The organism is Parasedimentitalea huanghaiensis (genome assembly GCF_009753675.1).
GTDB lineage: Bacteria > Pseudomonadota > Alphaproteobacteria > Rhodobacterales > Rhodobacteraceae > Parasedimentitalea > Parasedimentitalea huanghaiensis.
This window is the reverse complement of sequence record NZ_WQLV01000013.1, coordinates 86,531-109,728: the sequence shown is the minus strand read 5'-3', so window position 1 is coordinate 109,728 and position 23,198 is coordinate 86,531. Positions and strand designations below refer to the sequence as shown.

24 protein-coding genes are annotated in these 23,198 nt (G+C 55.2%); 14 read left to right on the top strand and 10 right to left on the bottom strand.

Features of this window, described 5'->3' with window-relative positions:
• Positions 1 to 11: 11 nt before the first annotated feature.
• Entirely contained in the window at positions 12 to 1,751 is a 1,740-nt protein-coding gene (locus GO984_RS18295; RefSeq protein ID WP_157024033.1) for an arylsulfatase, read from the top strand.
• Between the two features lie 134 nt (positions 1,752 to 1,885).
• Here GO984_RS18295 and GO984_RS18290 read toward each other — a convergent pair whose 3' ends face one another.
• Positions 1,886 to 2,338 (bottom strand): Lrp/AsnC family transcriptional regulator, encoded by a 453-nt coding sequence (locus GO984_RS18290; protein ID WP_157024032.1) that lies wholly within the window; start codon positions 2,336 to 2,338, stop codon positions 1,886 to 1,888.
• A gap of 102 nt (positions 2,339 to 2,440) precedes the next feature.
• Here GO984_RS18290 and GO984_RS18285 point away from each other — a divergent pair, with 102 nt between their 5' ends.
• From GO984_RS18285 to GO984_RS18250, 8 genes are all read left to right on the top strand, one after another.
• Entirely contained in the window at positions 2,441 to 3,121 is a 681-nt protein-coding gene (locus GO984_RS18285; RefSeq protein WP_157024031.1) for an AzlC family ABC transporter permease, read from the top strand.
• Positions 3,118 to 3,414, top strand: coding sequence for an AzlD domain-containing protein (locus tag GO984_RS18280; protein ID WP_157024030.1), 297 nt, complete (start codon positions 3,118 to 3,120; stop codon positions 3,412 to 3,414). Before GO984_RS18285 ends, GO984_RS18280 begins: the two co-directional genes overlap by 4 nt.
• 261 nt (positions 3,415 to 3,675) lie before the next feature.
• The gene (locus GO984_RS18275; protein ID WP_157024029.1) at positions 3,676 to 3,924 is read left to right on the top strand and encodes a helix-turn-helix domain-containing protein; all 249 of its coding nucleotides are present in this window, start codon (positions 3,676 to 3,678) and stop codon (positions 3,922 to 3,924) included.
• 85 nt (positions 3,925 to 4,009) lie between these two features.
• Positions 4,010 to 5,320 (top strand): methanethiol oxidase, encoded by a 1,311-nt coding sequence (gene mtoX, locus GO984_RS18270; RefSeq protein ID WP_157024028.1) that lies wholly within the window; start codon positions 4,010 to 4,012, stop codon positions 5,318 to 5,320.
• A 66-nt stretch (positions 5,321 to 5,386) separates the two neighbouring features.
• Positions 5,387 to 6,091 (top strand): SCO family protein, encoded by a 705-nt coding sequence (locus GO984_RS18265; RefSeq protein WP_157024027.1) that lies wholly within the window; start codon positions 5,387 to 5,389, stop codon positions 6,089 to 6,091.
• A gap of 3 nt (positions 6,092 to 6,094) precedes the next feature.
• Positions 6,095 to 7,309 (top strand): cytochrome-c peroxidase, encoded by a 1,215-nt coding sequence (locus GO984_RS18260; protein WP_157024026.1) that lies wholly within the window; start codon positions 6,095 to 6,097, stop codon positions 7,307 to 7,309.
• 109 nt (positions 7,310 to 7,418) lie between these two features.
• Positions 7,419 to 8,531 carry an S-(hydroxymethyl)glutathione dehydrogenase/class III alcohol dehydrogenase gene (locus GO984_RS18255; RefSeq protein ID WP_157024025.1) on the top strand — a complete coding sequence of 371 codons (1,113 nt, stop codon included), beginning with the start codon at positions 7,419 to 7,421 and terminating at the stop codon, positions 8,529 to 8,531.
• A 67-nt stretch (positions 8,532 to 8,598) separates the two neighbouring features.
• Positions 8,599 to 9,807 carry an FAD-dependent oxidoreductase gene (locus tag GO984_RS18250; RefSeq protein WP_157024024.1) on the top strand — a complete coding sequence of 403 codons (1,209 nt, stop codon included), beginning with the start codon at positions 8,599 to 8,601 and terminating at the stop codon, positions 9,805 to 9,807.
• A 41-nt stretch (positions 9,808 to 9,848) separates the two neighbouring features.
• Here the strand turns inward: GO984_RS18250 and GO984_RS18245 are convergent, their stop codons facing one another.
• Complete coding sequence (locus GO984_RS18245) at positions 9,849 to 10,745, bottom strand: LysR family transcriptional regulator (RefSeq protein ID WP_157024023.1); 897 nt, start codon at positions 10,743 to 10,745, stop codon at positions 9,849 to 9,851.
• Positions 10,746 to 10,877: 132 nt separating this feature from the next.
• Here GO984_RS18245 and GO984_RS18240 point away from each other — a divergent pair, with 132 nt between their 5' ends.
• The 4 genes from GO984_RS18240 to egtD all read left to right on the top strand — a co-directional run bounded on the left by GO984_RS18240 (position 10,878) and on the right by egtD (position 15,330).
• On the top strand, positions 10,878 to 11,915 hold the full coding sequence (locus GO984_RS18240) for a zinc-binding dehydrogenase (protein WP_157024022.1): 1,038 nt from the start codon (positions 10,878 to 10,880) through the stop codon (positions 11,913 to 11,915).
• A 35-nt stretch (positions 11,916 to 11,950) separates the two neighbouring features.
• Positions 11,951 to 12,979: a haloalkane dehalogenase gene (locus tag GO984_RS18235; RefSeq protein WP_245231167.1), complete on the top strand. Its 1,029-nt coding sequence runs from the start codon at positions 11,951 to 11,953 to the stop codon at positions 12,977 to 12,979.
• Between the two features lie 92 nt (positions 12,980 to 13,071).
• The gene (gene egtB, locus GO984_RS18230) at positions 13,072 to 14,355 is read left to right on the top strand and encodes an ergothioneine biosynthesis protein EgtB (protein ID WP_342448108.1); all 1,284 of its coding nucleotides are present in this window, start codon (positions 13,072 to 13,074) and stop codon (positions 14,353 to 14,355) included.
• A 15-nt stretch (positions 14,356 to 14,370) separates the two neighbouring features.
• Positions 14,371 to 15,330: an L-histidine N(alpha)-methyltransferase gene (gene egtD / locus GO984_RS18225; protein WP_157024021.1), complete on the top strand. Its 960-nt coding sequence runs from the start codon at positions 14,371 to 14,373 to the stop codon at positions 15,328 to 15,330.
• Between the two features lie 51 nt (positions 15,331 to 15,381).
• Here egtD and maiA read toward each other — a convergent pair whose 3' ends face one another.
• The 8 genes from maiA to hmgA all read right to left on the bottom strand — a co-directional run bounded on the left by maiA (position 15,382) and on the right by hmgA (position 22,636).
• The gene (maiA, locus tag GO984_RS18220) at positions 15,382 to 16,017 is read right to left on the bottom strand and encodes a maleylacetoacetate isomerase (protein WP_157024020.1); all 636 of its coding nucleotides are present in this window, start codon (positions 16,015 to 16,017) and stop codon (positions 15,382 to 15,384) included.
• 90 nt (positions 16,018 to 16,107) lie between these two features.
• Positions 16,108 to 16,650, bottom strand: coding sequence for a VOC family protein (locus GO984_RS18215; RefSeq protein WP_157024019.1), 543 nt, complete (start codon positions 16,648 to 16,650; stop codon positions 16,108 to 16,110).
• 4 nt (positions 16,651 to 16,654) lie between these two features.
• Positions 16,655 to 16,858, bottom strand: a complete 204-nt coding sequence (locus GO984_RS18210) for a DUF2783 domain-containing protein (protein ID WP_157024018.1) — start codon at positions 16,856 to 16,858, stop codon at positions 16,655 to 16,657.
• A gap of 4 nt (positions 16,859 to 16,862) precedes the next feature.
• Positions 16,863 to 18,473 (bottom strand): FAD-dependent oxidoreductase, encoded by a 1,611-nt coding sequence (locus tag GO984_RS18205; protein WP_157024017.1) that lies wholly within the window; start codon positions 18,471 to 18,473, stop codon positions 16,863 to 16,865.
• Between the two features lie 140 nt (positions 18,474 to 18,613).
• A complete protein-coding gene (locus tag GO984_RS18200; protein ID WP_157024016.1) occupies positions 18,614 to 19,564 on the bottom strand; it encodes an MBL fold metallo-hydrolase in 951 nt (316 codons plus the stop codon).
• Positions 19,565 to 19,568: 4 nt separating this feature from the next.
• Positions 19,569 to 19,928, bottom strand: a complete 360-nt coding sequence (locus tag GO984_RS18195) for a VOC family protein (protein ID WP_157024015.1) — start codon at positions 19,926 to 19,928, stop codon at positions 19,569 to 19,571.
• Between the two features lie 4 nt (positions 19,929 to 19,932).
• Positions 19,933 to 21,186, bottom strand: coding sequence for a fumarylacetoacetase (fahA, locus tag GO984_RS18190; protein WP_138163796.1), 1,254 nt, complete (start codon positions 21,184 to 21,186; stop codon positions 19,933 to 19,935).
• Positions 21,187 to 21,274: 88 nt separating this feature from the next.
• Positions 21,275 to 22,636, bottom strand: coding sequence for a homogentisate 1,2-dioxygenase (gene hmgA / locus GO984_RS18185; RefSeq protein WP_157024014.1), 1,362 nt, complete (start codon positions 22,634 to 22,636; stop codon positions 21,275 to 21,277).
• 72 nt (positions 22,637 to 22,708) lie between these two features.
• Here hmgA and GO984_RS18180 point away from each other — a divergent pair, with 72 nt between their 5' ends.
• Positions 22,709 to 23,149, top strand: coding sequence for a MarR family winged helix-turn-helix transcriptional regulator (locus GO984_RS18180; RefSeq protein ID WP_157024013.1), 441 nt, complete (start codon positions 22,709 to 22,711; stop codon positions 23,147 to 23,149).
• Positions 23,150 to 23,198: the final 49 nt, after the last annotated feature.

The following is a 23,198-nucleotide window of genomic DNA, read 5'->3' as shown; positions in this document are numbered from 1 at the left end:
GGAATTTCCCAATGTTTCAGAGACGATTATTTTATTCTACCTTAAGCGCATTGACGCTTTCATGCGTTGGGTCTGGGGCTCATGCCGACACGACGCGCCCCAACATCCTTATGATCATTGCCGATGATATGGGGTTCTCTGATGTCGGTGCTTTTGGCAGCGAAGTCGAAACACCTGCTATCGACCAGCTTGCAGCTGACGGCATGCTGTTCACTAACTTTCATGTTGGCGCGTCCTGCTCGCCGACACGTACAATGCTGATTAGCGGCGTTGACAATCACCTTGCCGGCCTTGGGAATATGGCCGAAATTCAAGCCGATAATCAGTTTGGCAAGCCAGGTTATGAGGGCCATCTGAACGATACGGTTGTTACAATGCCACGCCTGCTGCAGGACGCAGGATACCACACCTACATGACGGGCAAATGGCACCTAGGCAGCAAGCCGGGGTCAATCCCACATGATCGCGGGTTCGAGAAATCATTCATTCTGGCTGAAAGCGGCGCTGACAATTGGGTCGAGCAACCCTATGCGCCATTCTATGAACGCGTGCATTACTTTGAGGATGGAGAACTCGCAAGCCTCCCCAAAGAGGACTATTTCTCGTCGAATTTCTATACGGACCGAATGATCGAATACATCGACAGCAACCTTGATGACGGCAAGCCATTCCTTGCATGGGTCGGGTATCAGGCCATGCACTATCCACATCAGGCTCCAAAAGAATTCATCGACAAATATGACGGCGTTTATGATCAGGGGTTCGAAGCGCTGCGGGCCTCTCGTCTTGCTCGCCAAAAGGAACTGGGATTGGTTTCGCCTGACATTGAGCTCGATCTTGAGATGCTTAAAACCTCTTATGAGCCATGGCAGATGCCGGATTGGGAGGCCCTGACAGACGAGGAACAAGCCTTCCGCGCGCGGCAAATGCAAACCTATGCGGGCATGCTCGATAATATGGATGTCAATATTTCCAAGCTGCTCGCCCATCTCGAAGACCGCGGTATTGCCGATAACACGATCGTTGTCTTCCTGTCTGACAATGGCCCAGACCCCAACCAACTGCCGCTGTCAGATGCTTACCGTGAATGGTATCAAACCAACTACGACAAGGTCTACATAGAGGACTTTGATGGCGACTATTCGAGCATGGGCCAAAAAGGTGTCTACGCTGACTATGGTCCAGGTTGGGCCGCAGCATCGGCCATACCGGGCAGCTACTTCAAGACATTTTCGACCGAGGGTGGGTTGCGTGTCCCTTTGATCGTGCGTTTCCCCGGCGTGGTTGAGCCGGGCAGTCGGATCAACAGCTTTTCCTATGTACGAGATATCATGCCAACTCTGCTCGAACTTGCCGGGGTCGATATGCCGGGGCCCGTTTACGATGGCCGTGACATCAATGTGCCCGACGGGATCAGCATGCTGCCTGTCTTGAAAAGCGAAACAGATACTGTTCGCGGCGATGATAATCCGGTCGGATATGAACTTGCTGGGTCAAGCGCAGTGTTTCAAGGGCGTTACAAGTTGATGCAGAACCTTGAGCCAAAGGGCACAGGTGACTGGGAACTCTATGACATCGAGGCAGATCCGTCCGAGCTTACCAATATCGCGGATCAAATGCCGGACCTCGTAGAGGAGCTTATAGCCTTCTATGCCTCCTATTCCGAACGGGTGAACCTTGTGCCCGTTCCAGAAGGGTACAACCCGCTTGAACAGACCGTGATTAACGCCAAACGCGGTAGCACTCATTGACATCGCAAGGACTTGCACCATCCCATGCTGGGGTGGTGCACAAGGCGTTGTGGCCAACCCCCTGCTGTCAAATGTAACCAGCCGCCATTCATGACCGCTGGGCAAGTTGAACCGGCCTACGCCACTGATAATTATCAAATAGGAAGCTCAAGTGTTGCTTTCTCGGTTGAGATGACAATCGACGTTCGGAACTTTCGGACATTTTTGTCAGCAAAGAAGAAGCGGTGCGTGAATGCCTCGTAGTCCGCAATATCCTTGGCGACAACAACCATCATGAAATCCGCATCTCCCGCTATACAATAGAAGTTCGTGACGTGCCGGTCATGCCGGGCCTTCCGCTTAAACGCATCAATCTGGTCCAGGCGATCGCGTTCCAGCTCTACCGCCACAACCGCTGTTATTCCAAATCCAAGCTTTTGTTGATCCAGGACCGCAATCTCTTTTTGGATCACCCCTGATTCACGCAGCGCTTTCAAGCGTCTTTGAACGGAAGCTGTCGAGGCGCCAATTTGTTCAGCCATGTCTTGGATGGTTGTTTTGGAGTTTCGTTGCAAAATGGCGAGAAGTTTGTGGTCGTTGGCGTCCATGATGTGATCCCCTCAACTACTTGATGATTCTGACATGATGCGGTCAGGATATGGCGATATCAACAATGTAATTGATCAATGGTTCTCGATACCTTGTCCTCTATGAAACATGGTATTATCGCAATTCTTCCGCTCGCCGCTGGTGCAGCCGTTTACGGCTTTGCATTTGGTCTCTTGGCAGCTCAGGTCGGCTTCCCTTGGTGGGGCGTCGCCCTTATGAGCAGTTTTGTTCACGCGGGGTCGTCCCAGATAGTTGCAGTTGAACAATTTGCCGGCAGCTCTGCGGTGATCGGCGCAGCCTTGGCCGGAGCCGCATTGAATCTCCGCTATATCGGTATCGTTGCTTCCCTTTCTGATGTGTTGAGCGGCCTGTCTTTGCGGGCAAAGCTTATCGTGATCCATATCACTGGCGACGAAAACTGGGCGCTGACCATGTCAGAAAGAGCAAAGAACCCAGAAGTTGGAGCCGCGTTTCTGATTGGTTCCGGGCTGGTCATGATTTCCGTCTGGACAGCCTCAACCACGTTTGGAGCCGTGGTGGGGGCGGCGCTTCCAAACCTTGAGAAATTTGGCCTTGGCTTCGCATTCACAGCAGCCTTCATTGCCATGGCAAGGGGGCTCTGGCGTGGGCCTTCGAATTCAGGTCCCTGGCTTGTCAGCTTTGTCGTTACGGTCGCAATTGTTCTGCTGGGAATGCCAAAAGCCTACGCAATTGTTGCGGGATCAGTCTGCGGCCTCGCAGCATCTTACCTTATGAAAACCCAAAGAAAGCTACCCGCATGACCTTCCCATTCTGGATGCTGATCGCTGTTCTTGCTGTTGCTGCCTTTTCGATCCGGGTACTTGGTCTCCTTGCAGGGGAGAGCATCAAGTCATCGCGCCATTCCTGGATGCTCGACGATTTGCCGGGACTTATTGTCGTATCTTTGGTGGCATCTTCACTTGCTGGTCAGCCCGTCGGAACTTGGCTGGCCGCCGGTGTTGCGTTCTTTATCGCCTATGTAACCAACCATGTTATCTGGACCATGTGTGCCGGCGTCGCCGCATATGCGGGGCTGGTCTGGTTTGGATTCTAAGTTTCTCAAATTTAGATATTTCGGAATGTTCGCAGTGCGTGACCTGACGTTCTTCTGAATTTCCAATTGCAGGTTTGCGAGGCTCTCTCGCTGTTCGGCACCCTTCAGTAGGAAAATAATTCCAAGTAAAATCAAACTGATGGCTCCGTTTTCGAGCCATCTAATTTACTTTCGCGAGTTCAGAAATGGCGTAGTTAGAATTTTGTTGCAAAATTGGATTGTCTCATAATACGGTAAAGAGGTCCAATTTTTGAGAAGACAATGCAAGAGCGGCCTATACATCTTTTGGAAGCAATAGCTGGCGCGCCGTCGCCAATAGGAATTGCTGCGCTGTTGGATGCAACCCGGATGCCCAAAGCGACGATTTATCAAAACGTCGCCGCCTTTCTGGCGCGCTACCGCGGTGGGCGCTTTGAACTGATCCATGTCGAACCCCCAAGCGACCCCAAGGTTTCCAATAGCTATCCGGGCCTCGGCAGCGATCCAGCATTGTTCCGTCATAGAAGCTGAAACAACAAACGCCAGCGCGATGACAACGGCCCAGGAGGAACCGTTGCAGACGCACTAAAAACAAAAAATTTCCAGGGAGGAAAATATGAAGAGAAGACAATTTGGAGCGCTCGCCACCGCCGCGCTTGTTATGGGTGGACCACTGCGTGCACTGGCGGATGAAACCTGCCAATCCCCCTATATGCCTAAGATTACCGGGCATGAAGAGTATGTTTATATCTGGACGCTGGGCGTCGAAGGTATGGGCGACGGTCAGGATAAGATGGTCACGGTTGACCTGCGTCCGGGATCCGAAACCCGCGGTCAGGTGATCAACAGCCTTTCGATTGGCGGCCGCAACGAGGCGCACCACGCTGGTTTCTCCGCCGACCGCCGATATCTTTGGGCTGGTGGTCTCGATACCAACCGCATCTTTATTTTTGACGTCCATTCCGATCCTGCAAACCCAGTTCTGCACAAGACAATTGATACTTTTGTCAAAGATGCCGATGGCCCGGTTGGCCCGCATACATTCTTTGCCTTGCCGGGGCGGATGATGATTACGGCTCTGTCTAATGACGATGACCACGGTGGTCGCACGGCGTTGGTCGAATATACAGACGAGGGCGACTTCGTTGAGACCCACTGGATGCCGACCGCTGAAAATATGCGCGGCGCCGAGGCCGTGGACGGCGCGGTTGCGGATGGTTTTGGCTATGATGTGCGGGCGCTGATCCGCAAGAATGTCATGCTGACATCGTCCTTTACCGGGTGGTCGAATTACATGATGGACTTTGGTCAGATGCTGGGTGACAGCGAAGCCATGAAGCGGTTTGGCAGCACCATTGTTCAGTGGGACCTGCACACACGCCAACCCAAGAAAGTGTTCAACGTACCCGGTGCCCCATTGGAAATCCGGTTCCCATGGGGCCCCAATGCAAACTACGCGTTCTCGACCACGGCGCTGACCTCACAATTGTGGCTGATCCACGAAGACGACGCAGGCGAATGGCAGGCCAAGGCTGTAGCCGACATTGGTGATCCTACCAAGATCCCTCTGCCGGTTGATATTTCGCTGGCTGCGGATGATCAGACATTGTGGATCAACACCTTCCTTGATGGCATGACCCGCCTGTTTGACGTGTCCGACCCGCACCACCCAAAGCAGATCTATGAAAAGAAAATTGCCAGCCAAGTGAACATGGTGTCGCAAAGCTGGGATGGCAATCGGATCTACTTCACCAGCTCACTGCTGGCCAACTGGGACAAAAAGGGTGCCGACGATCAGCAGTATCTCAAGGCCTTTACCTGGAACGGGTCCGAACTGGTGCCAGATTTTGAACTCGATTTCTATGAGTTGCAGTTGGGCCGCGCACATTTGATGCGGTTCGGCAGTTCAGAGCTTTACAGCGCTTAAAAGCAGAGTGTTGGGCAGGCCCAGAGCCTGCCCAATGTGCGATCGCCAACCGGACAGGAAAGCAATATGAAACAACGCATTGTCACGACTTTAGGTGCTATTCTTCTGGCCTCTGGAGGCTTCGCTGGGCAGAACTCAACCCCAACCACGCCGGATGGCTCCATTGCCGCCTTGTTTCCGATGGGGGAAGAATTTGAGTTCACGCCTCCCATCCCGGGCAGCTACAGGCTCTCAAACATTAAACCAGCTCCAGATGGCGCTGTACTGACGCCGACGGGGACCAAACGGGACTTGTCGGATTTGCTGGACGGCAAAGTGTCATTGGTCAGCTTTGTCTACTTGATGTGTGGCGATGTGAATGGCTGCCCCTTGGCGGTTTCCACCCTGTTTGACATCTATGACAGCAGTCAATCGGCCCCGGATCTCGCTGACAACGTGCAACTTGTCACCATCAGTTTTGATCCTGACCGTGACACGGTTGAAGCCATCGACTCCTTTGCCTATCCGATCACCAATGATGCTACGGCGGATAAGAAAATTGGTTGGCACATCCTGACAACCGAAGATCAGGCGGCACTGAAACCAATTCTGGACGGCTTTGGGCAAGTGGTTGATCGCTCAGACGATCCGGACAAACTGAACCATCTGCTACGTATGTTTCTCGTCGACCGGGACGGTAAAATCCGCAACATCTATGGGCTTGGTCTGATTGATCCGCGTCTGATGATGACCGATGTGGAAACCTTATTGATCGAAGACGGAACTTTGTAATTGATGTCCGTGTTTTCCAGACTGAAAACCCCAACACTGGCCCTGATCATGGTCACCGTGTGGTCGCCCGGCCTTCTCGCAGAACAAAGTGATCCCTCGGTTTGTCCAACATCGGATGGCAGTTGGTCCGAACGCGCATTGGAACGAAGCCTTTCTACACAGTTGGGCCTGCCAACGGTTCCTCACCCGGTGGACAACCCGCCAACTGCTGAAAAAATTACGCTAGGGCGAAAGCTGTTCTTTGACCGGCGTATGTCAATAAACGGCACCATGTCCTGCGCCATGTGTCACGTCCCCGAGCAGGGGTTTGCCAATTGGGAATTGCAGACCTCGGTTGGGGTAGAAGGGCGCAGCGTCAAACGCAACGCTCCAACGATCATCAACACTGGCTTTCTGGATGTGCTGTTTCATGACGGGCGCGACATGTCGTTGGAAACGCAGTTCATCATGCCGCTGATTTCACGCAATGAAATGGCCAACCCCTCGGTCGGGCGAGTGGTGGCGTACCTTCAGGGCCAACCCGAATACCAACCGCTGTTCGACGCCGCTTTTGGGGCACCTCCGTCCCTGGATCGCATGGGCAAAGCACTGGGGGCGTATCAACGCACGCTCACGACCGGCGGTTCGGCTTTTGACCGCTGGTATTATGGCGGGGACAAAACCGCGTTGAGCGACAGCCAGACACGCGGTTTTGAACTGTTTCAAGTCAAGGCTGACTGCGCTTCGTGTCACGTTATTAGCGATCAATCAGCCCTGTTTACTGATCAAGAGTTTCACAACACTGGGTATGGGTGGCAGCGCGAACAGATCCGTCAAAACCCATCACCAACAACCCGCGTTCAGGTTGCCCCCAATGTCTTCCACGAAATAGATCGCGCTGTTGTGGCTTCGGTTAGCGCCCCGCCTCAGGCCGATCTGGGCCGGTATGAGGTCACCGAAGACCCAGATGATCGTTGGATGTTCCGCACACCAGCGCTGCGGAATGTGGCGATGACGCCGCCCTATATGCATGATGGGGCCTTGCCTGATCTGCGTTCCGTTATTGAGTTCTATAATCAGGGCGGCCCGGACCACGTCTTCAAAGACCCGCGCATTCGACCTCTGGACCTCAAAGGTCAGGAAATCGACGATCTGGAGGCCTTCCTGCAGGCCCTGACCTCTCCCGGACTTGATTGCCTCGCTGCCGAGGCGCGTATCAACGCACCTGACAATTTCTAGCATTGTAAAAAGCTGGACAAGATGACAATAGTCCCGAAATTCGAGACGTAGTCTCGTTTAATGATAATGTCTCGATAGTGAGATCAGACCAAGACCGAAGGGAATTCAGATGCGTACCAGAGCGGCCGTTGCGATTGAGGCAGGTAAACCACTCGAAATCATGGAGGTGAACCTCGAAGGCCCAAAGGCTGGCGAAGTTCTGGTCGAGATCAAGGCCACCGGGCTTTGCCATACCGACGCGTTTACCCTGTCTGGTGCAGATCCCGAGGGGATGTTCCCAGCCATCTTGGGGCATGAAGGCGCCGGTGTGGTGCTAGAGGTCGGTGCAGGCGTCACCAGCCTGAAACCGGGCGATCATGTGATCCCGCTCTATACTCCTGAATGCCGGACCTGCGATTACTGCCTGAACCCAAAAACCAATCTGTGTCAGTCGATCCGCGAGACCCAGGGCGCAGGTGTGATGCCTGATGGGACCAGCCGGTTTTCCATGCTCGATGGCACACCAATTCTGCACTACATGGGCTGTTCAACCTTTGCCAACCACACGGTTCTGCCGGAAATTGCCTTGGCAAAAGTCCGCAAGGACGCCCCATTCGACAAGATCTGTTACATCGGTTGTGGTGTGACCACGGGCATCGGCGCGGTGATCAACACCGCCAAAGTCGAGATCGGCAGCAAGGCGATTGTCTTTGGGTTAGGTGGCATTGGTCTGAACGTCCTGCAGGGATTGCGGATGGCAGGCGCGGATCAGATCATTGGCGTGGACTTGAACGACAGTAAAGTCGAAATGGCCAACCGTTTTGGCATGACCGACTTTGTGAACCCCGCCAACGTGACAGGCGATCTGGTCGCGCATCTTGTCGAACTCACCGGTGGCGGTGCGGACTATACCTTTGACGCTACAGGAAATGTTGGTGTCATGCGCACCGCGCTGGAGGCCTCGCACAAAGGGTGGGGAGAGTCGATCATCATCGGTGTGGCCCCTGCAGGCGCCGAAATATCCACGCGTCCGTTCCAATTGGTCACTGGGCGCAGCTGGCGTGGGACAGCCTTCGGTGGCGCACGCGGACGTACCGATGTTCCCAAGATTGTTGATTGGTACATGGACGGAAAAATCGAGATTGACCCGATGATTACCCATGTCCTGTCGCTCGACGACATCAACAAGGGCTTTGACCTCATGCATGCCGGAGAAAGCATTCGGGCCGTTGTAGAATTCTAACGGCCCACCAGCCGCAAAGATAAAGATACCAGCCGCCAACCATCGCGCGACATTTAGGGAGTAGAACATGGCCGTAGTGCATCAAATTCTGATTGTTGGCGGCGGTGCGGCCGGTATTGCAACAGCGAGTAGTCTGTTGAAACGAAACAGCGCGCTGGACATTGCGATCATCGAACCATCTGACACGCATTACTATCAGCCCGGCTGGACAATGGTTGGCGGCGGGGTTTTCAAGAAAGAGGAAACCGCGCGGCCCATGACCGCGGTTTGGCCAAAGGCGGTCAAACGTATCAAAGCAGCGGTTGCAAGCTTTGCTCCAGACAGAGATCAGGTGATCCTGGCTGACGGGTCACCTGTCGGCTACAAAATGCTGATCGTCGCGCCCGGTCTGAAACTGGACTGGGACGCGGTTGAAGGCCTGACCGATGCGCTCGGTCGCAACGGTGTCACCTCGAACTATCGCTATGATCTTGCTCCATATACTTGGGAGTTGGTTCAGGATATGCGTGGCAAGAAAGTCATTTTCACCCAGCCGGGAATGCCGATCAAATGCGCAGGTGCCCCGCAAAAGGCGATGTATCTGTCCTGTGACCACTGGATGCAGTCCGGGCAGTTGAAGGACATGGAGGTTTCGTTCTGCAACGCTGGTCCGGTTCTGTTTGGTTGCGCCCCCTATGTGCCTCCTCTGATGGAATACATCGGTAAATACGGGATCAATCTGGACTTCGGTCACAACCTGATCAAGATCGATGGGGATGCAAAAAAGGCCTGGTTCAAAGTCACCAAGGAAGGGGCAGAACCTGAAATTGTCGAACGTGGGTTTGATATGATCCACGTATGCCCGCCCCAATCTCCGCCAGATTTCATCAAGGAAAGCCCGCTCGCCGGGGCAGGTGGCTGGGTTGATGTGGATCAGGAAACACTACGCCACAGCCGGTTCGACAATATCTTCAGTTTGGGGGATGTGACCTCAACGCCAAATGCCAAAACCGTCGCGGCGGCCCGCAAACAGGCCCCGATTGTCGCCAATAATGTGATTGCGTCGCTGAACGGACAAGACCCTAAACCACTGTATGATGGCTACGGTTCCTGTCCGCTCACGGTGGAAAAGGGAAAGATCATTCTGGCTGAATTTGGCTATGGTGGAAAAGTCATGCCAACCTTCCCTTGGGATTCAACCAAACCTCGACGCGCAGCATGGTTCTTGAAAAAGTCAGTGTTGCCGACAGTTTACTGGAAACTCATGCTCAAAGGCAGGGAGTGGCTTGCGCAATAACTGCCCGGTGCAATGCAAAGAAATATTGCGACGCCTACACCCTAACCTGGTGCAAAAGGGCACTTCCCTTCCAGCAGGTCTTTTTGGCCAAGGATCTCTTTTACTATGTAATCCGTAAAGTGGCGGACACGGGCTGTATGGCGCAGGTCTTCGTGGGTCAGGACCCAGACATCGCGACTGGGATTGACCGTGGCATGTGGCACCCGGCGTAGGGTCGGTTCCGTATCCGCCATAAAGCAAGGCAGCATGGCCAGCCCCATGCCCGCCTTGACAGCGGCCAATTGGGTCAGCGGATGGCAGATGCTGTTGCGTGCCAATACATCAGGGTACTGACTGTCGCGAATCCACTGCGGATCGGGCACCGGGTCGTACCAGCCGATCCAGCTCAGGGCTTTGCGGTCTTCCAGATTACCTGTCCGCTCCAGATAGTCTAACGAGGCATAGGTCGACGTTGCGTAGCGAACCACACGCCGCCCTACCAGGTTGTCAGGTGGGTCGTTAGAGATCCGAATGGCAACATCTGCCTCACGTTTGCTGAGATTGGCCATCGAATGGGTGATGTCAAAGGCCAGCTCGATCTCCGGATAGTCGCGCTGAAAGGCGACAAACATTGGCATCAGCAGCTTATCTGCCAGTGAATTGTGCAGCGTAACCTTCAGAACGCCATCCAGCTGGGTATCCCGGCCAACAACCTGTCGCCCGATGGAATTGACCTCGGCTTCGATCTTGGCCGCGGACTGGCTCATGTCTTCACCTGCCTGGGTCATAAAATACCCTGATGGCAGACGCTCAAACAGGCGTGTCCCAAGTTTCTTCTCAAAGGCATCGATGCGGCGTGACACGGTTGAATGGTTCACACCCAACACAGCCGCCGCCCCCCTTATGGATCCCTTACGAGACACAGCAAGAAAATAGCGAAGATCATCCCAATCATTCATTGGTGCAAAATAGCACCGAAGATTTGCAAAACTCAACAGTTATATCGCGAAATTGCACCCATAGATAGCAGTCCACAACTTCACAAGCCGATGGGCCTAGCAAATCGGCGGTAACAGGAATGGACGATCCGGATGACAACTCATGCAGATCCATCGGAATTTTCAACGCAAACCGACGTCGAGAACACGGTTGTCACCTTCGACAAATACGGAGGCCCGGAGGTTCTGAGCACCGGCACAGAGGCTATTAATGATCTCGCAAGCGGCCAGGTTCGCGTGCGCATGAAAGCCCTGGCACTAAACCGGGCCAACGCCCTGTTTCGCGAAGGCACCTACCTGTACGAAGCTTCGTTCCCTGCGCGTATCGGGACCGAAGGCGTGGGTGTCATTGATGCAATTGCCCCGGATGTCACCGGGTTAAAACTTGGCCAGCGGGTCAACCTTTTGCCGCCAGATGATGAAAGCACCAGCGGCTATGCTGCAGAGTTCAACACTGTTCCCGCATCCAAGGTTCTACCCGCGCCAGAGGGGTTGAGCGATCGTGACGCTGCCACCGCATGGGTTCCGTTTCTGACCCTGTACCATCATTTTGTTGAGCAACAACAGGCAGCCCCGGGGCGCTGGATTGTTCTGCCTGCCGCCAGCAGCAGCGTATCATTGGCCGCCAATAGCCTAGCCCATCATCTTGGGGCCAAAACAATTGGCATTACCCGCACCGCGCAAAAGAAGGCCGCGCTGGAAGTACAGGGGTTTGATGCTGTGATTGTGGCGCAGGACGAAGATATCACAGCGCGTATTATTGAGGTCAGTGATGGCGGTGCAGATTTTGTGTTTGACCCAGTTGGTGGCGCACAGCTGGAGAAACTTGTTTCGGCAGTAAAGTCCGGCTCTGAAATCAACGTTTACGGTGGGCTTGATGTGGCCAACACCGCCTTGCCTGTCTTTGCAATGATGGGTAGCGGCGCCCGGATCAGTTGCTACGTGCTTTATGAACTGTTTGGCGACCCCACGCGTCTGAAGGCTGCGGTGGACTACTATCTGCCGCTGTTTGAAAGCGGCGCGATTGCCCCGGTCGCGGACGGCCAGACCTTTGATCTGGCCAATATCACAGCCGCTTTTCAGCACATGGAATCCAACACCCAGCTTGGCAAGGTCGTTGTGACTTGCTGATCCCCCAACCAAATTTCCAAAGATTGGAGAACCCAATGTTCAAGAAGAACTCGCACAAGAAACCCGCAGGCCTAAGTCGTCGATCATTGATGAAATCTGCAGCAGCCTTGCCAACACTGGCGGTCGCAGGTGCCGCCGGAACCGCTGCCATGGCTGAAGAAACCACACCTTATGGCTTAGCAATTTCGTCCGAATTTCCCTTTACCAAAAAGTCCGTCACCGTTGAGGGTTCAGAGATGGTCTATGTTGACGAAGGCGAAGGTCAGCCGGTGTTGTTTTTGCACGGCAATCCAACATCCTCCTATCTGTGGCGGAATGTTATTCCCTATGTCACCGAAGGATATCGGGCAATTGCTCCGGACCTGATTGGCATGGGCGACAGTGCCAAGCCCAACATCGGCTACACCTTTGATGAGCATGCGAAGTATCTTGATGGGTTCATTAAGGCGCTGGATCTGAAAGATATTATTCTGGTGATCCACGATTGGGGATCTGCGCTGGGGATGCGCTATGCGCGACTTAACTCTGACAATGTCACCGCAATGGCCTTTATGGAGGCAATTGTTCCACCCGGATTGCCAGCCCCCAGCTACGAGGCAATGGGGCCGCTTGCGGGAGAGCTGTTCAAAACCCTGCGCACGCCGGGTGTGGGCGAGGAGATGGTGCTGAAAGGCAATTTCTTTGTCGAGAAAGTTCTGGCTGAAATGGGCGTTGTTCGTGGCCTCAGCGAGGCAGAGATGGAGGCCTATCGCGCCCCATACGCAACTGAGCAAAGCCGCCTGCCAACATTGCAGTGGCCGCGTGAAATTCCAATTGCTGGCAAGCCAGAGGCCGCAACAGATGCAGTAACCAAAAACGGCGCTTGGTTGATGTCGAGCGAGATCCCAAAACTGCTGTTCTACGCCGAGCCGGGCGCGCTGATGCCGCAGCCGGTGGTCGACTATCTGACAGCCCACCTGACAAACCTCGAAACCCGGTTTGTCGGCCCCGGCACCCATTTCCTGCAGGAAGATCACCCGCATTTGATCGGCCGTGGGTTGGCGGATTGGCTGCGACGTATTTGATCTAAGCCAGACGCCGTCACAATTCTGGTATCCCGGTTGGCTAGATCTAGGCCAGCCGGGAGACCCAATTTATAGCCGAAGGAACAGTTTTTGTGCAGACACAAGATGTTTTGATACACCCAATAGATGCCGCCAAACCGGGATCAGAAACTGCGGCAATGTATTTGGCCGTTCGTGCGCGCTCACTTTCCCTTGTCGAAGGTCTAACTCCCGAAGATATGGGCCTGCAATCGATGGAGGACGCCAGCCCTGCAAAGTGGCATCTGGCCCATACCAGTTGGTTTTTTGAGCAGTTCATCTTGAAAGAGCATGTCACGGATTATGCAAGTCCAGATGATCGTTTCGCCTTTTTGTTCAATTCCTACTACGTGCAGATGGGGCCGCGCCATACCCGATCAAACCGGGGGCTGATATCGCGACCGGATGTTGACGCGGTGCTGGCTTACCGGTCGCATGTGGATGCGGCGATGTTGAAACTGTTGGCCGAGGGTGGACCAGAGGCGCAGATCATTCAGGAACTGGCGACCCTGGGCTGCCATCATGAAATGCAACATCAGGAATTGCTGGTGACTGATCTGCTCCATGCCTTGTCCTACAATCCGCTACTGCCTGCCTACCGTGAACCAAGCCCTAGGAATGTGACTGAAGCTGCGCCGCTGGGTTGGATCGATCACGACGGCGGGCTGGTCGAAATTGGTTACGATGGAGATGGCTTTGCCTACGACTGCGAAGGCCCCCGACATAAAACTTATCTACGCCCGTTCCGGCTGGCGTCCCGACTGGTAACCAACGGCGATTGGATCCACTTTATGGAAGCAGGCGGCTACGAGACAGCCGAACACTGGCTGTCGGATGGCTGGGCCCGGCGCGAGCGGGAAGGCTGGGATGCGCCGCTGTATTGGTGGCAACAGGATGGCCAATGGTGGAGCTATACGCTGCGTGGTCCACGGCCGGTTGACCTGAACGCCCCTGTCGTCCACGTCAGCTATTACGAGGCAGAGGCCTTTGCCCGCTGGTCTGGTAAACGCCTGCCAACTGAGGCTGAGTGGGAAGTGGTCGCCCGCGATTATCCGATCAAAGGCAACTTCCTGAACTCAGGAAACTATCACCCAACCACGCCGCAAGATCCCGATGATACGCAGCTCTGGGGTGATGTTTGGGAATGGACCCAAAGCCCGTTCACCCCCTATCCGGGGTTCCGCGCGCCCAAAGGTGCAGTGGGCGAATACAACGGCAAATTCATGTGTAATCAATTTGTCCTGCGCGGCGGTTCTTGTGCGACGCCAAGTGACCAGATGCGCCCGACCTATCGCACCTTCTTTTATCCGCACCAGCGTTGGCAAATGCTTGGCCTTCGGCTTGCAGATGATGTTTGAGACAAAGGACCTCCCATGACCATTTTCCCTGTTCCAACCTCCTTTCTGACCGAAGCGGAGTCTGCCTTTGCACAGTCCATACTGCAGGGCCTGCGCGCGCCGAAAAAAACCATCGAGAGCAAGTGGCTCTACGATGAGCGCGGATCGCAACTGTTTGATACCATTACTGAACTACATGAGTATTATCCCACCAGAACCGAACTGAGCATCCTGCGTCGCCATGCGCCGGAACTGGCGGGGTTTGTCACGGATGACACTGCGCTGATTGAACTGGGCAGTGGCTCCAGCACCAAAACACGGGCGCTCTTGAATGCGCTTCCCGGGCTGCGTAGCTATGTGCCAATCGATATCTCCGAGGTGCATCTTATCGCAGCGGCTGACCATGTGGCTGATGAATACAGCACTTTGGATGTGATCCCGGTTGTTGGTGATTTCACAACCGATATTTCGTTGCCTCCAGGTCTGGACGGCACCTCTAAGATCTTGTTCTTTCCCGGATCAACGATTGGGAACTTTGAAATCGAGGACGCAGGCGCACTGTTGGGGCGTATGGGTGATATCCCCGGGGTGGTGGCTTTTGTGGTTGGCGTCGATCTGGTCAAAGACACGGACACTTTGATCCGGGCCTATGATGACGCAAGCGGTGTGACAGCGGCGTTCAACATGAACCTTCTGACCCGGATCAATCGTGAACTTGGCGCTGACTTTGATCTGACAGGGTTCAAGCACGAGGCGCGGTGGAACACGGACAAAAGTCGGATCGAAATGCATCTTGTGAGTTTACGGGCGCAAAGTGTCGAAATTCTGGGGGAGACAGTTGGCTTCGAAAATGGGGAGAGCATTCACACTGAAAACTCACATAAGTATTCTCCGGGACAATTGGCAAAACTCGCGGCGCAACAGGGCTGGCAGGCCGACCAAATTTGGTCAGATACTGCCGGGTTATTTGGGGTCGTGGTGCTGACCCCCAAATAAGCTCCCTTGAAATTGGCCATATTTCACTTCCAGTCGATCAAAGTGGGGCGATCAGGGTTTGACTTGATCAGGATGCGCCGCGCTAAAGGCCGGGTGCTCTGCGCAGGCGGCCTCAACCTGCAAAATGCGCGGGAGATCAGCAATTTCCACACCCCAACGACGCGCGTTGTAAATCTGCGGGATCAGGCAGATATCAGCCAATCCTGGGGTGCTTCCGGTGCAAAATGGAACCTGCTGGTAGGCGCCAAGCAGCTCTTCGAAGGCTTGCAGTCCAGGGCGGATAAACCGGCGCATCCAATCTTCACGGGCGCTATCCGGGGTGGCGGCAATTTTGGCAGCGTAGCCCACAACCTGAAGGTTGCACACTGGGTGGATGTCGACAGCAATGGAATGGGCCAGCGCCTGTTCTTGTACGCGGGCAGCAGGCTCCTGAGACAACAGGCCCAAATTGCGGGTCTGATCCAGATACTCAAGAATGGCCAGCGATTGGGTCATCTGCAATCCGTCGATCTGCAGGACCGGCACAAGACCCTGCGGATTGCGGGCCAGATGGGCGGGGGACTTCTGCTCTCCGGTGACCAGATCAACCGAAACTGCGCGATATGGGATCGCTGCAAGGTTCAGTGCAATGCGCAGCCGGTAACTGGCTGAAGACCGCCAATAGTCAAAAAGAACAGTTTCGCTCATCTCAATTCCTTTGGTTTGGCCAGCCGGGGTGTGACCGGTTGATCCGTGATGTTGGGGTAGGGTGCGTGCTTGCACGCACCGCTGTCCAGCTTAAACGTCGCTGAGTTCCTTGGAGTGCATCCACTCCGCGTGTTTTGGGGCCTTTTTGGTCTTCGACCACTCTTCCAGCATGTCCCATTTGACAGCATCCAGCTTGGCCAGCATCGCCTCTTCCTTAGGGTCTGGGCAAGCCAGTTCAACACGGTGGCCATTGGGATCAAAGAAATAGATCGAGTGGAAGATCGAGTGATCGGTAACACCCAGAACTTCGACACCATTGGCTTCCAGATGGTCGCGGAATTCGATCAGCGTGTCGCGGTCTTTCACCTTAAAGGCGATGTGCTGCACCCAGATCGGCGTGTTGCGGTCGCGGTCCATTTCCGGCTTTGTTGGCAGCTCAAAAAACGCCAATACGTTGCCATTGCCCGCATCCATGAAGATATGCATGTAGGGATCCGGCTCATGCGTCGATGGAACATGGTCCTCAGCAATCGCCAGAACAAAGTCCATCTTCAGCATTGTGTTGTACCACTCCACGGTCTGCTTGGCGTCCTTGCAGCGATAAGCAACGTGGTGGATCTGTTCGATTTTCATACGGTTAAACCTCCGGTTTCAGCGCGGCTGCCGCCAGCGCCTGTGTCAGGATCGCGCGGTTTCCTATTTGGTTGGCCAGCACCAGGATCAGCCGCGCATTCAACGCGTCGCTGTCTTCCTTGCTGAGGCCTTCGTGGACGGCCAGCAATTCCGCGTAGAAATCGTCGGCTCCATCGATATTCGGGGAGAGAGTCAATTGGTCTGACATAAGGTTACTCCTGACCAGTTGCGCGACGGACGGCAGCGCGGAACTGATTTTCATCAAAATTGGGACGGCGGGCAGCGACGTGCTGATCCGGGCGGATCAGATAGACACCGCTGGGTGCATCACCCAGGTAGCGTTCTTTCAGCGCCAGTGTCTTGTCGTCGGTGACCGATAGGGCCAGTCTCTCAACCGTGATGCCGCTTTCCTCAAGTACATCGGGGGCGTCTGCATCAATGGTCAACAGAGTGAATTTGTCGGCCAGTTTAGGCAGCAAAAACCCATCGCCCAGTGGGGCATCGGGACAGGCTGAACCGGGACGGCTGCGGGCCGGGCCATTCAGTGCATCGGCTGAGTTCAGAGGCGAGCCATCATAGGTGCAGGGCACAGACAAACGACCCGAATTCACCAATGGACGGGCAAACTCATAATGCTCGGACAGATCCAGCACCGCATCTCTCAAAGTGCGCGAAATTTCGGACTTTGGCGTGATGAAGTCGGTGGACCGGCTGGAATTCAGAATGTTTTCATCCGCGCCATGGATGCGTTCCACGTCATAGCTGTCCAGCAGGCTTTCCGGGGCTTTGCCCTCCATCACCAGCTTCAGTTTCCAACACAGGTTGTCAGTGTCCTGCAGGCCCGAGTTGGCCCCACGGGCCCCAAACGGCGACACCTGATGCGCGGCATCACCGGCAAACAACACCCGACCATGACGGAACTGCTCCATCCGGCGGCACTGGAAGGTATAGATCGACACCCACTCCAGTTCGAACTCAACATCATCACCCAGCATCGCTTTTAGGCGGGGGATCACATTTTCAGGACGCTTCTCGCGTTCCTTGTCGATGTCCCAGCCCAGTTGCAGGTCAATACGCCAAACGCCGTCTGGCTGTTTGTGCAGCAGGGCGGACTGGCCTTTGTTGAACGGTGGATCGAACCAGAACCAACGTTCGGTTGGGAAATCAGCTTCCATGATAACATCGGCAATCAGGAAGTTATCCTCGAACACCCGGCCGACAAAGTCCTTGCCCAGCATCGACCGCATCGGCGATCCGGCGCCATCACAGGCAATGATCCAGTCCGCTTCCAGATTGTAGGACCCTTCAGGGGTATCCACCTCGATGGTCACATGATCAGGGTGGGTGCCCACAGCCGAAACCTTGTTGCGACCACGGATCTCAATTGGTGCACCCTGGGCCTGCAGTTCAAAGACCCGGTTCACCATGTACTCTTCGAAATAGTACTGCTGAAGATTGATAAAGGCAGGGCGCTTGTGACCGTCCTCGGGCAGCAGGTCAAAGTTATAGACCTCGCGATCGTCAAAGAACACCTTACCAACGTTCCACTGGACGCCTTTGTCGACCATGGGCTGACCACATCCCAACCGGTCCAATATTTCCAGCGGACGCTTGGCAAAGCAGATGGCGCGTGAGCCAAAGCTGACTTTGTCATTGTCATCCAGCACCACAACTTCGATGCCCTGCTGGGCCAGGTCAATGGCGGCGCCCAACCCGATCGGGCCAGCGCCCACAACAATTACCCTATGGCGCACCGGGCTTGGTGCATCCTGATCCGCATGGCGTTCATACGGGTACATGGGAACTTCAAAGATCTTATTCATCTGGTGTCCTCCCAGGTTGGGTGTGCCATAGGCACAGTTCGATTGGTCCCCGGCGACAGGCCGCCGGGACTATTGGTTTTATCGTCTCATTGTTTTGGCTGGGGCGATACGATCTGGATCAAATCGCCCCGGGGCGCAAGTTAGCCCTGCAAGGCGGCCCACATGTCCAGATCGCGCTGGGCGGTCCAGATACGTGGATTGTCGATGCCACGTGCCTCGTCAAAGGCGCGAGCAACGTTGAAGGGTAGGCAATGCTCGTAGATCGCGTAGTCCTTGAACTTCGGGTCACACTCGGCCCGCACGGCGTCCCAGGCTTCTTTCAGCGTGCCGTTGCGCGCTGCAACTTTGGCCGCTGGGCGATAGGTGGACTCAACAAAATCACGGGTGCTTTCAATAGCGCGCTCTACGGCTTCTTTGCCGATCAATGCGCCGCCACGACCGGGGGCAATTGCGTCCACGTCAAAGGCTGCAATGTTGTCCAGTGTGCTGCCCCAGTCGCTGAAGTGACCATCACCACAATAACAGGCCGAGTGATCTTCGACGATGTCACCGGTGAACATGACGTTCTGGTCTGGGACGTGAATGACGATATCACCCGCGGTGTGGGCCCGGCCCAAATGCATCAGATCAACGCGGCGGTTGCCCAGATAGACAGTCATGTCTTCGCTGAACGTGGTGGTTGGCCATGTCAGACCGGGAATGCTCTCGTGACCTTCGAACAGGCGTGGGAAGCGTTGGAATTCGCTGTCCCAGTCCTCTTGCCCGCGTTCAACAACCATCGAACGGGCGGTATCACCCATGATGATTTGCTCTGCACCAAAGGCCGAGGCACCCAGAACACGCACGGCGTGATAGTGGGTTAGCACAACATGGCTGATCGGCTTGTCGGTGACCGAGCGCACACATTCGATCACTTTGTTGGCCAGACGTGGTGTCGCCTGTGCTTCAACGATCATTACAGAGTCGTCGCCGATAATAACGCCCGAGTTAGGGTCGCCTTCGGCGGTAAAGGCATAGAGCCCTTCACCGATTTCGTCGAAGGTGATTTTCTTTTCGGTCATGTCCCCTTGGGACGCAAAAGCCTTGGCCATAGTCTTAATCCTCTTGCAGGAATTCGAGACGGTTTCCAAACGGGTCTGTTGTAAAAAACCGTTTGCGTCCCTCAATTGCAGTGTCCCAGACCATGTTATGGCCTGCTGTTTCAAACCGCGCTGCCAGCGCGGTGATATCGGTGGCGCGAAAGCCCGGATGGGCTTTCTGCGCGGGTGAAAATGGGTCTTCCACTCCCAGATGTAATTCGCTGCCCATCAGGGCAAACCAAAGCCCACCGCGTGTTTGCAGCGCTGCGGGCTTGGTGATCTCGCGCAGGCCGATCAAATCTCCCCAAAAGGCGCGGCACTGGGCCTCACCCGCTTTGGGGATTGCAATCTGAATATGGTCCAGCGCGAGGGTCATGGGGTCAGCCCCAGGTCTTGGCGGGCAGAATTTTGCCAGTGCAGTCGCCAAAGCCGATGGTGAAGCCATCACCACGAGCGTTGCCGCGCAGGGTCAGGGTATCGCCGTCCTCGATGAACCCACGGGTCTCGCCGGTGTCCAGTGTGAAGGGTTCACGACCAGCCCAGCTCAGCTCCATCAAAGAGCCGAATTCAGACCGCTCTGCGCCGGAAATGGTACCAGAGCCCAACAGGTCACCCGGGCTCATCTCGCAGCCACCGCTGGCGTGGTGACACAGCTGTTCCGCAGCTGAATAATACATCCGGTTATAGTTGGTCTTCGCAATCGAGCTGGCTTTCTCGGCGCCTTCAGGCTGCATCAGAACTTCTAGCTCGATGTCATACAGCCCGTCTTTGCTGCCGTTCAGATAGGGCAGCAGCTCTTTTTCGCGTGGCGGTGTGGGCGCGCGGAAGCTTTCCAGTGCAGCAGCGGTCACAATCCACGGAGAGATCGAGGTGCCAAAGGCTTTGCCTTGGAATGGGCCAAGCGGCTGGTATTCCCAGCCCTGAATGTCGCGGGCTGACCAGTCGTTCAGCAGGACGTAGCCAAAGATCATCGCGTCGGCTTCGTCCACGGTGATTGGCTGACCCAGCTCGCTGCCGGTACCAACGATGGCGCCCATTTCCAGTTCGATATCCAGCCGCTTGCTGGGGCCAAAGCTGGGCATATCGGCGTCCGGTGCTTTGGTCTGGCCATTGGGGCGGTGGATCTCAGTCCCCGACACCACAACGGATGATGCGCGACCGTTATAGCCGATCGGGATGTGCAGCCAGTTGGCAGGCAGATCAGGGGAGCCGCGCAGGATTGCACCCATGTTTTTGGCATGCTGCATACCGGCATAGAAATCGGTGTATTCGCTGACCCCAAACGGCATGTGCAAGTCGGCATCCGCCGCAGCCACCAGCAAAGGCTCGACCTTTGCCTGCTCTGCGGATCCTTGCGCCAGCAGCGCTGTCAGGCGGTCGCGCAGGGCGGCCCAGACGGCAGGGCCCTGATCCATCACTTCGTTCCAGAACGGCACGTCGAACAGCGGGTAATCCGCCAGTGCGATCAGGCCGGTGCTTTCGGCAGCTTCCATGTCGAGGATCATGTCGCCAATCGCGACGCCACAACGCGGGTCGCCATCAGCGGTGGAAAAGACGCCATAAGGCAGGTTGTTCAGCGGGAAGGGGTGGTCGGCAGAGTTTGCCGAAGTGACCCAGCTTTTTTTCAAAGACATGCGCGGTTCCTTTTTCGGGTGGTGCGTGCAAGCACACACCCTACGTAGACTGTGAGTGTAGGGTGCGTGTTTACACGCACCTCTGGTTCTATTTCTTGCCGGGGGTGCCGTCGAACTTCTTTTCGATGTCCGACCAGCAGTCGATGTAATCATCCTGCAACGGCGCGTCCTTGGCTGCAAACGCTGTTAGATGCTGCGGGAAGCGGGTCTCGAACATAAAGGACATGGTGTTGTCCAGCTTCTCAGGCCCGAGGTTGGAGTTCGAGGCGCCTTCAAAGGCGTTCTTGTCCGGCCCGTGCGGGATCATCATGTTATGCAGGCTCATACCGCCGGGGATGAAACCCTTGGGCTTAGCATCATACTGGCCATAGATATTACCCATCAGCTCGGACATGATGTTCTTATGGTACCATGGCGGGCGGAAGGTGTTTTCGGCCACCATCCAGCGTTCGCGGAACAGCACAAAATCGATGTTGGCGGTGCCGGGCTGGCCTGATGGCGCTGTGAGCACGGTAAAGATCGACGGATCAGGGTGATCGAACAGGATCGCTCCAACCGGACAATAGGTGCGCAGGTCGTATTTCACCGGCGCATAGTTGCCGTGCCAGGCCACCACATCCAGCGGCGACTGGCCGATCTTAGTTTCATGGAACTGCCCGCACCACTTGATGGTGACGGTCGATTCAACTTCGCGGTCCTCGAACGCAGCAACGGGCGCTTTGAAGTCGCGCGGGTTGGCCATGCAGTTGGCACCAATGGGGCCACGTCCCGGCAGCTCAAATTTTTGCCCATAGTTCTCGCAAACAAAACCACGGCATGGGCCTTCCAGCACCTCAACCCGATACAGCAACCCGCGCGGAATAATGGCGATTTCCTGAGGCTCGACGTCGATGATGCCCAGCTCGGTGCAGAACCGCAGACGGCCCTCTTGTGGCACCACCAGCATTTCGGAATCAGCCGAGAAAAAATAGCTGTCGACCATGCTCTCGGTGACCAGATAGATATGTGTCGCCATACCGACCTGCGTGTTCACGTCACCTGCCGTGGTCATGGTATGCATGCCGGTCAGCCAGGTCAGGCCTGTGTCGCTGTGCGGCAGCGGATCCCAGCGGTACTGACCCAAGGAAACCACATCCGGGTCCACATTGGGGGCAGATTTCCACTGGGGCAGGTCAATCTTTTCATAGCGATGGCTGTGCTTCACGCTTGGGCGGATGCGGTAACACCAGGTGCGCTCGTTCTGATGGCTGGGCGCCGTGAAGGCAGTGCCTGACAGCTGCTCACCGTACAACCCGTACTCACACTTCTGCGGGGAGTTCATACCCTGGGGCAAGGCACCTGGTAGAGCCTCGGTTTCATAATCATTGCCAAACCCAGGCATATAGCCCGCATTTGGCCCATCCAACGAGGGAGCCTGGATCATCTCATGGGGATCAACAGGTTGGGTCATCGCGCGTTCCTCCTAATTATTGCTGTCTCGATAATAGTTGATTTTGTAACTAACAAGAGATAGGACACAAAGATGAGTGAAAAAGATGATTTTGTCCTGCAGGACTTCCTGCCCTTCCTTCTGAACCGTGCGGCAGAAGAAAGCTCGCTTGAGTTTCAGACTCAGTACAAGAACCGATATGGAATGCTGCGCACCGAATGGCGGGTTTTGTTCCACCTTGGGATCTATGGCAGCTTGACCGCGAAAGAGATCAGCGAACGTGCAAAGATCCATAAGACAAAAATCAGTCGAGCGGTTGCAAAACTGGCGGAACGCCGGTTTATCACGCGTGATCGCGACGAAAATGACCGGCGTGCTGAACATCTCAGCCTGACATCTGCTGGTGAAACCGCCTATCGTGACCTACGTTCTGTGGCTAAAACCTATGACGAAAAACTAGCCTCACGTATCAGTAAGGAAGAGGCCGTAGTGTTGCGACGACTGCTCCGAAAATTGTCCGGTATCGAGGAGTAGTAATTGCGTGTAGGCATGCCCACATCGGGGCAAACCGAATTGAGGCCTG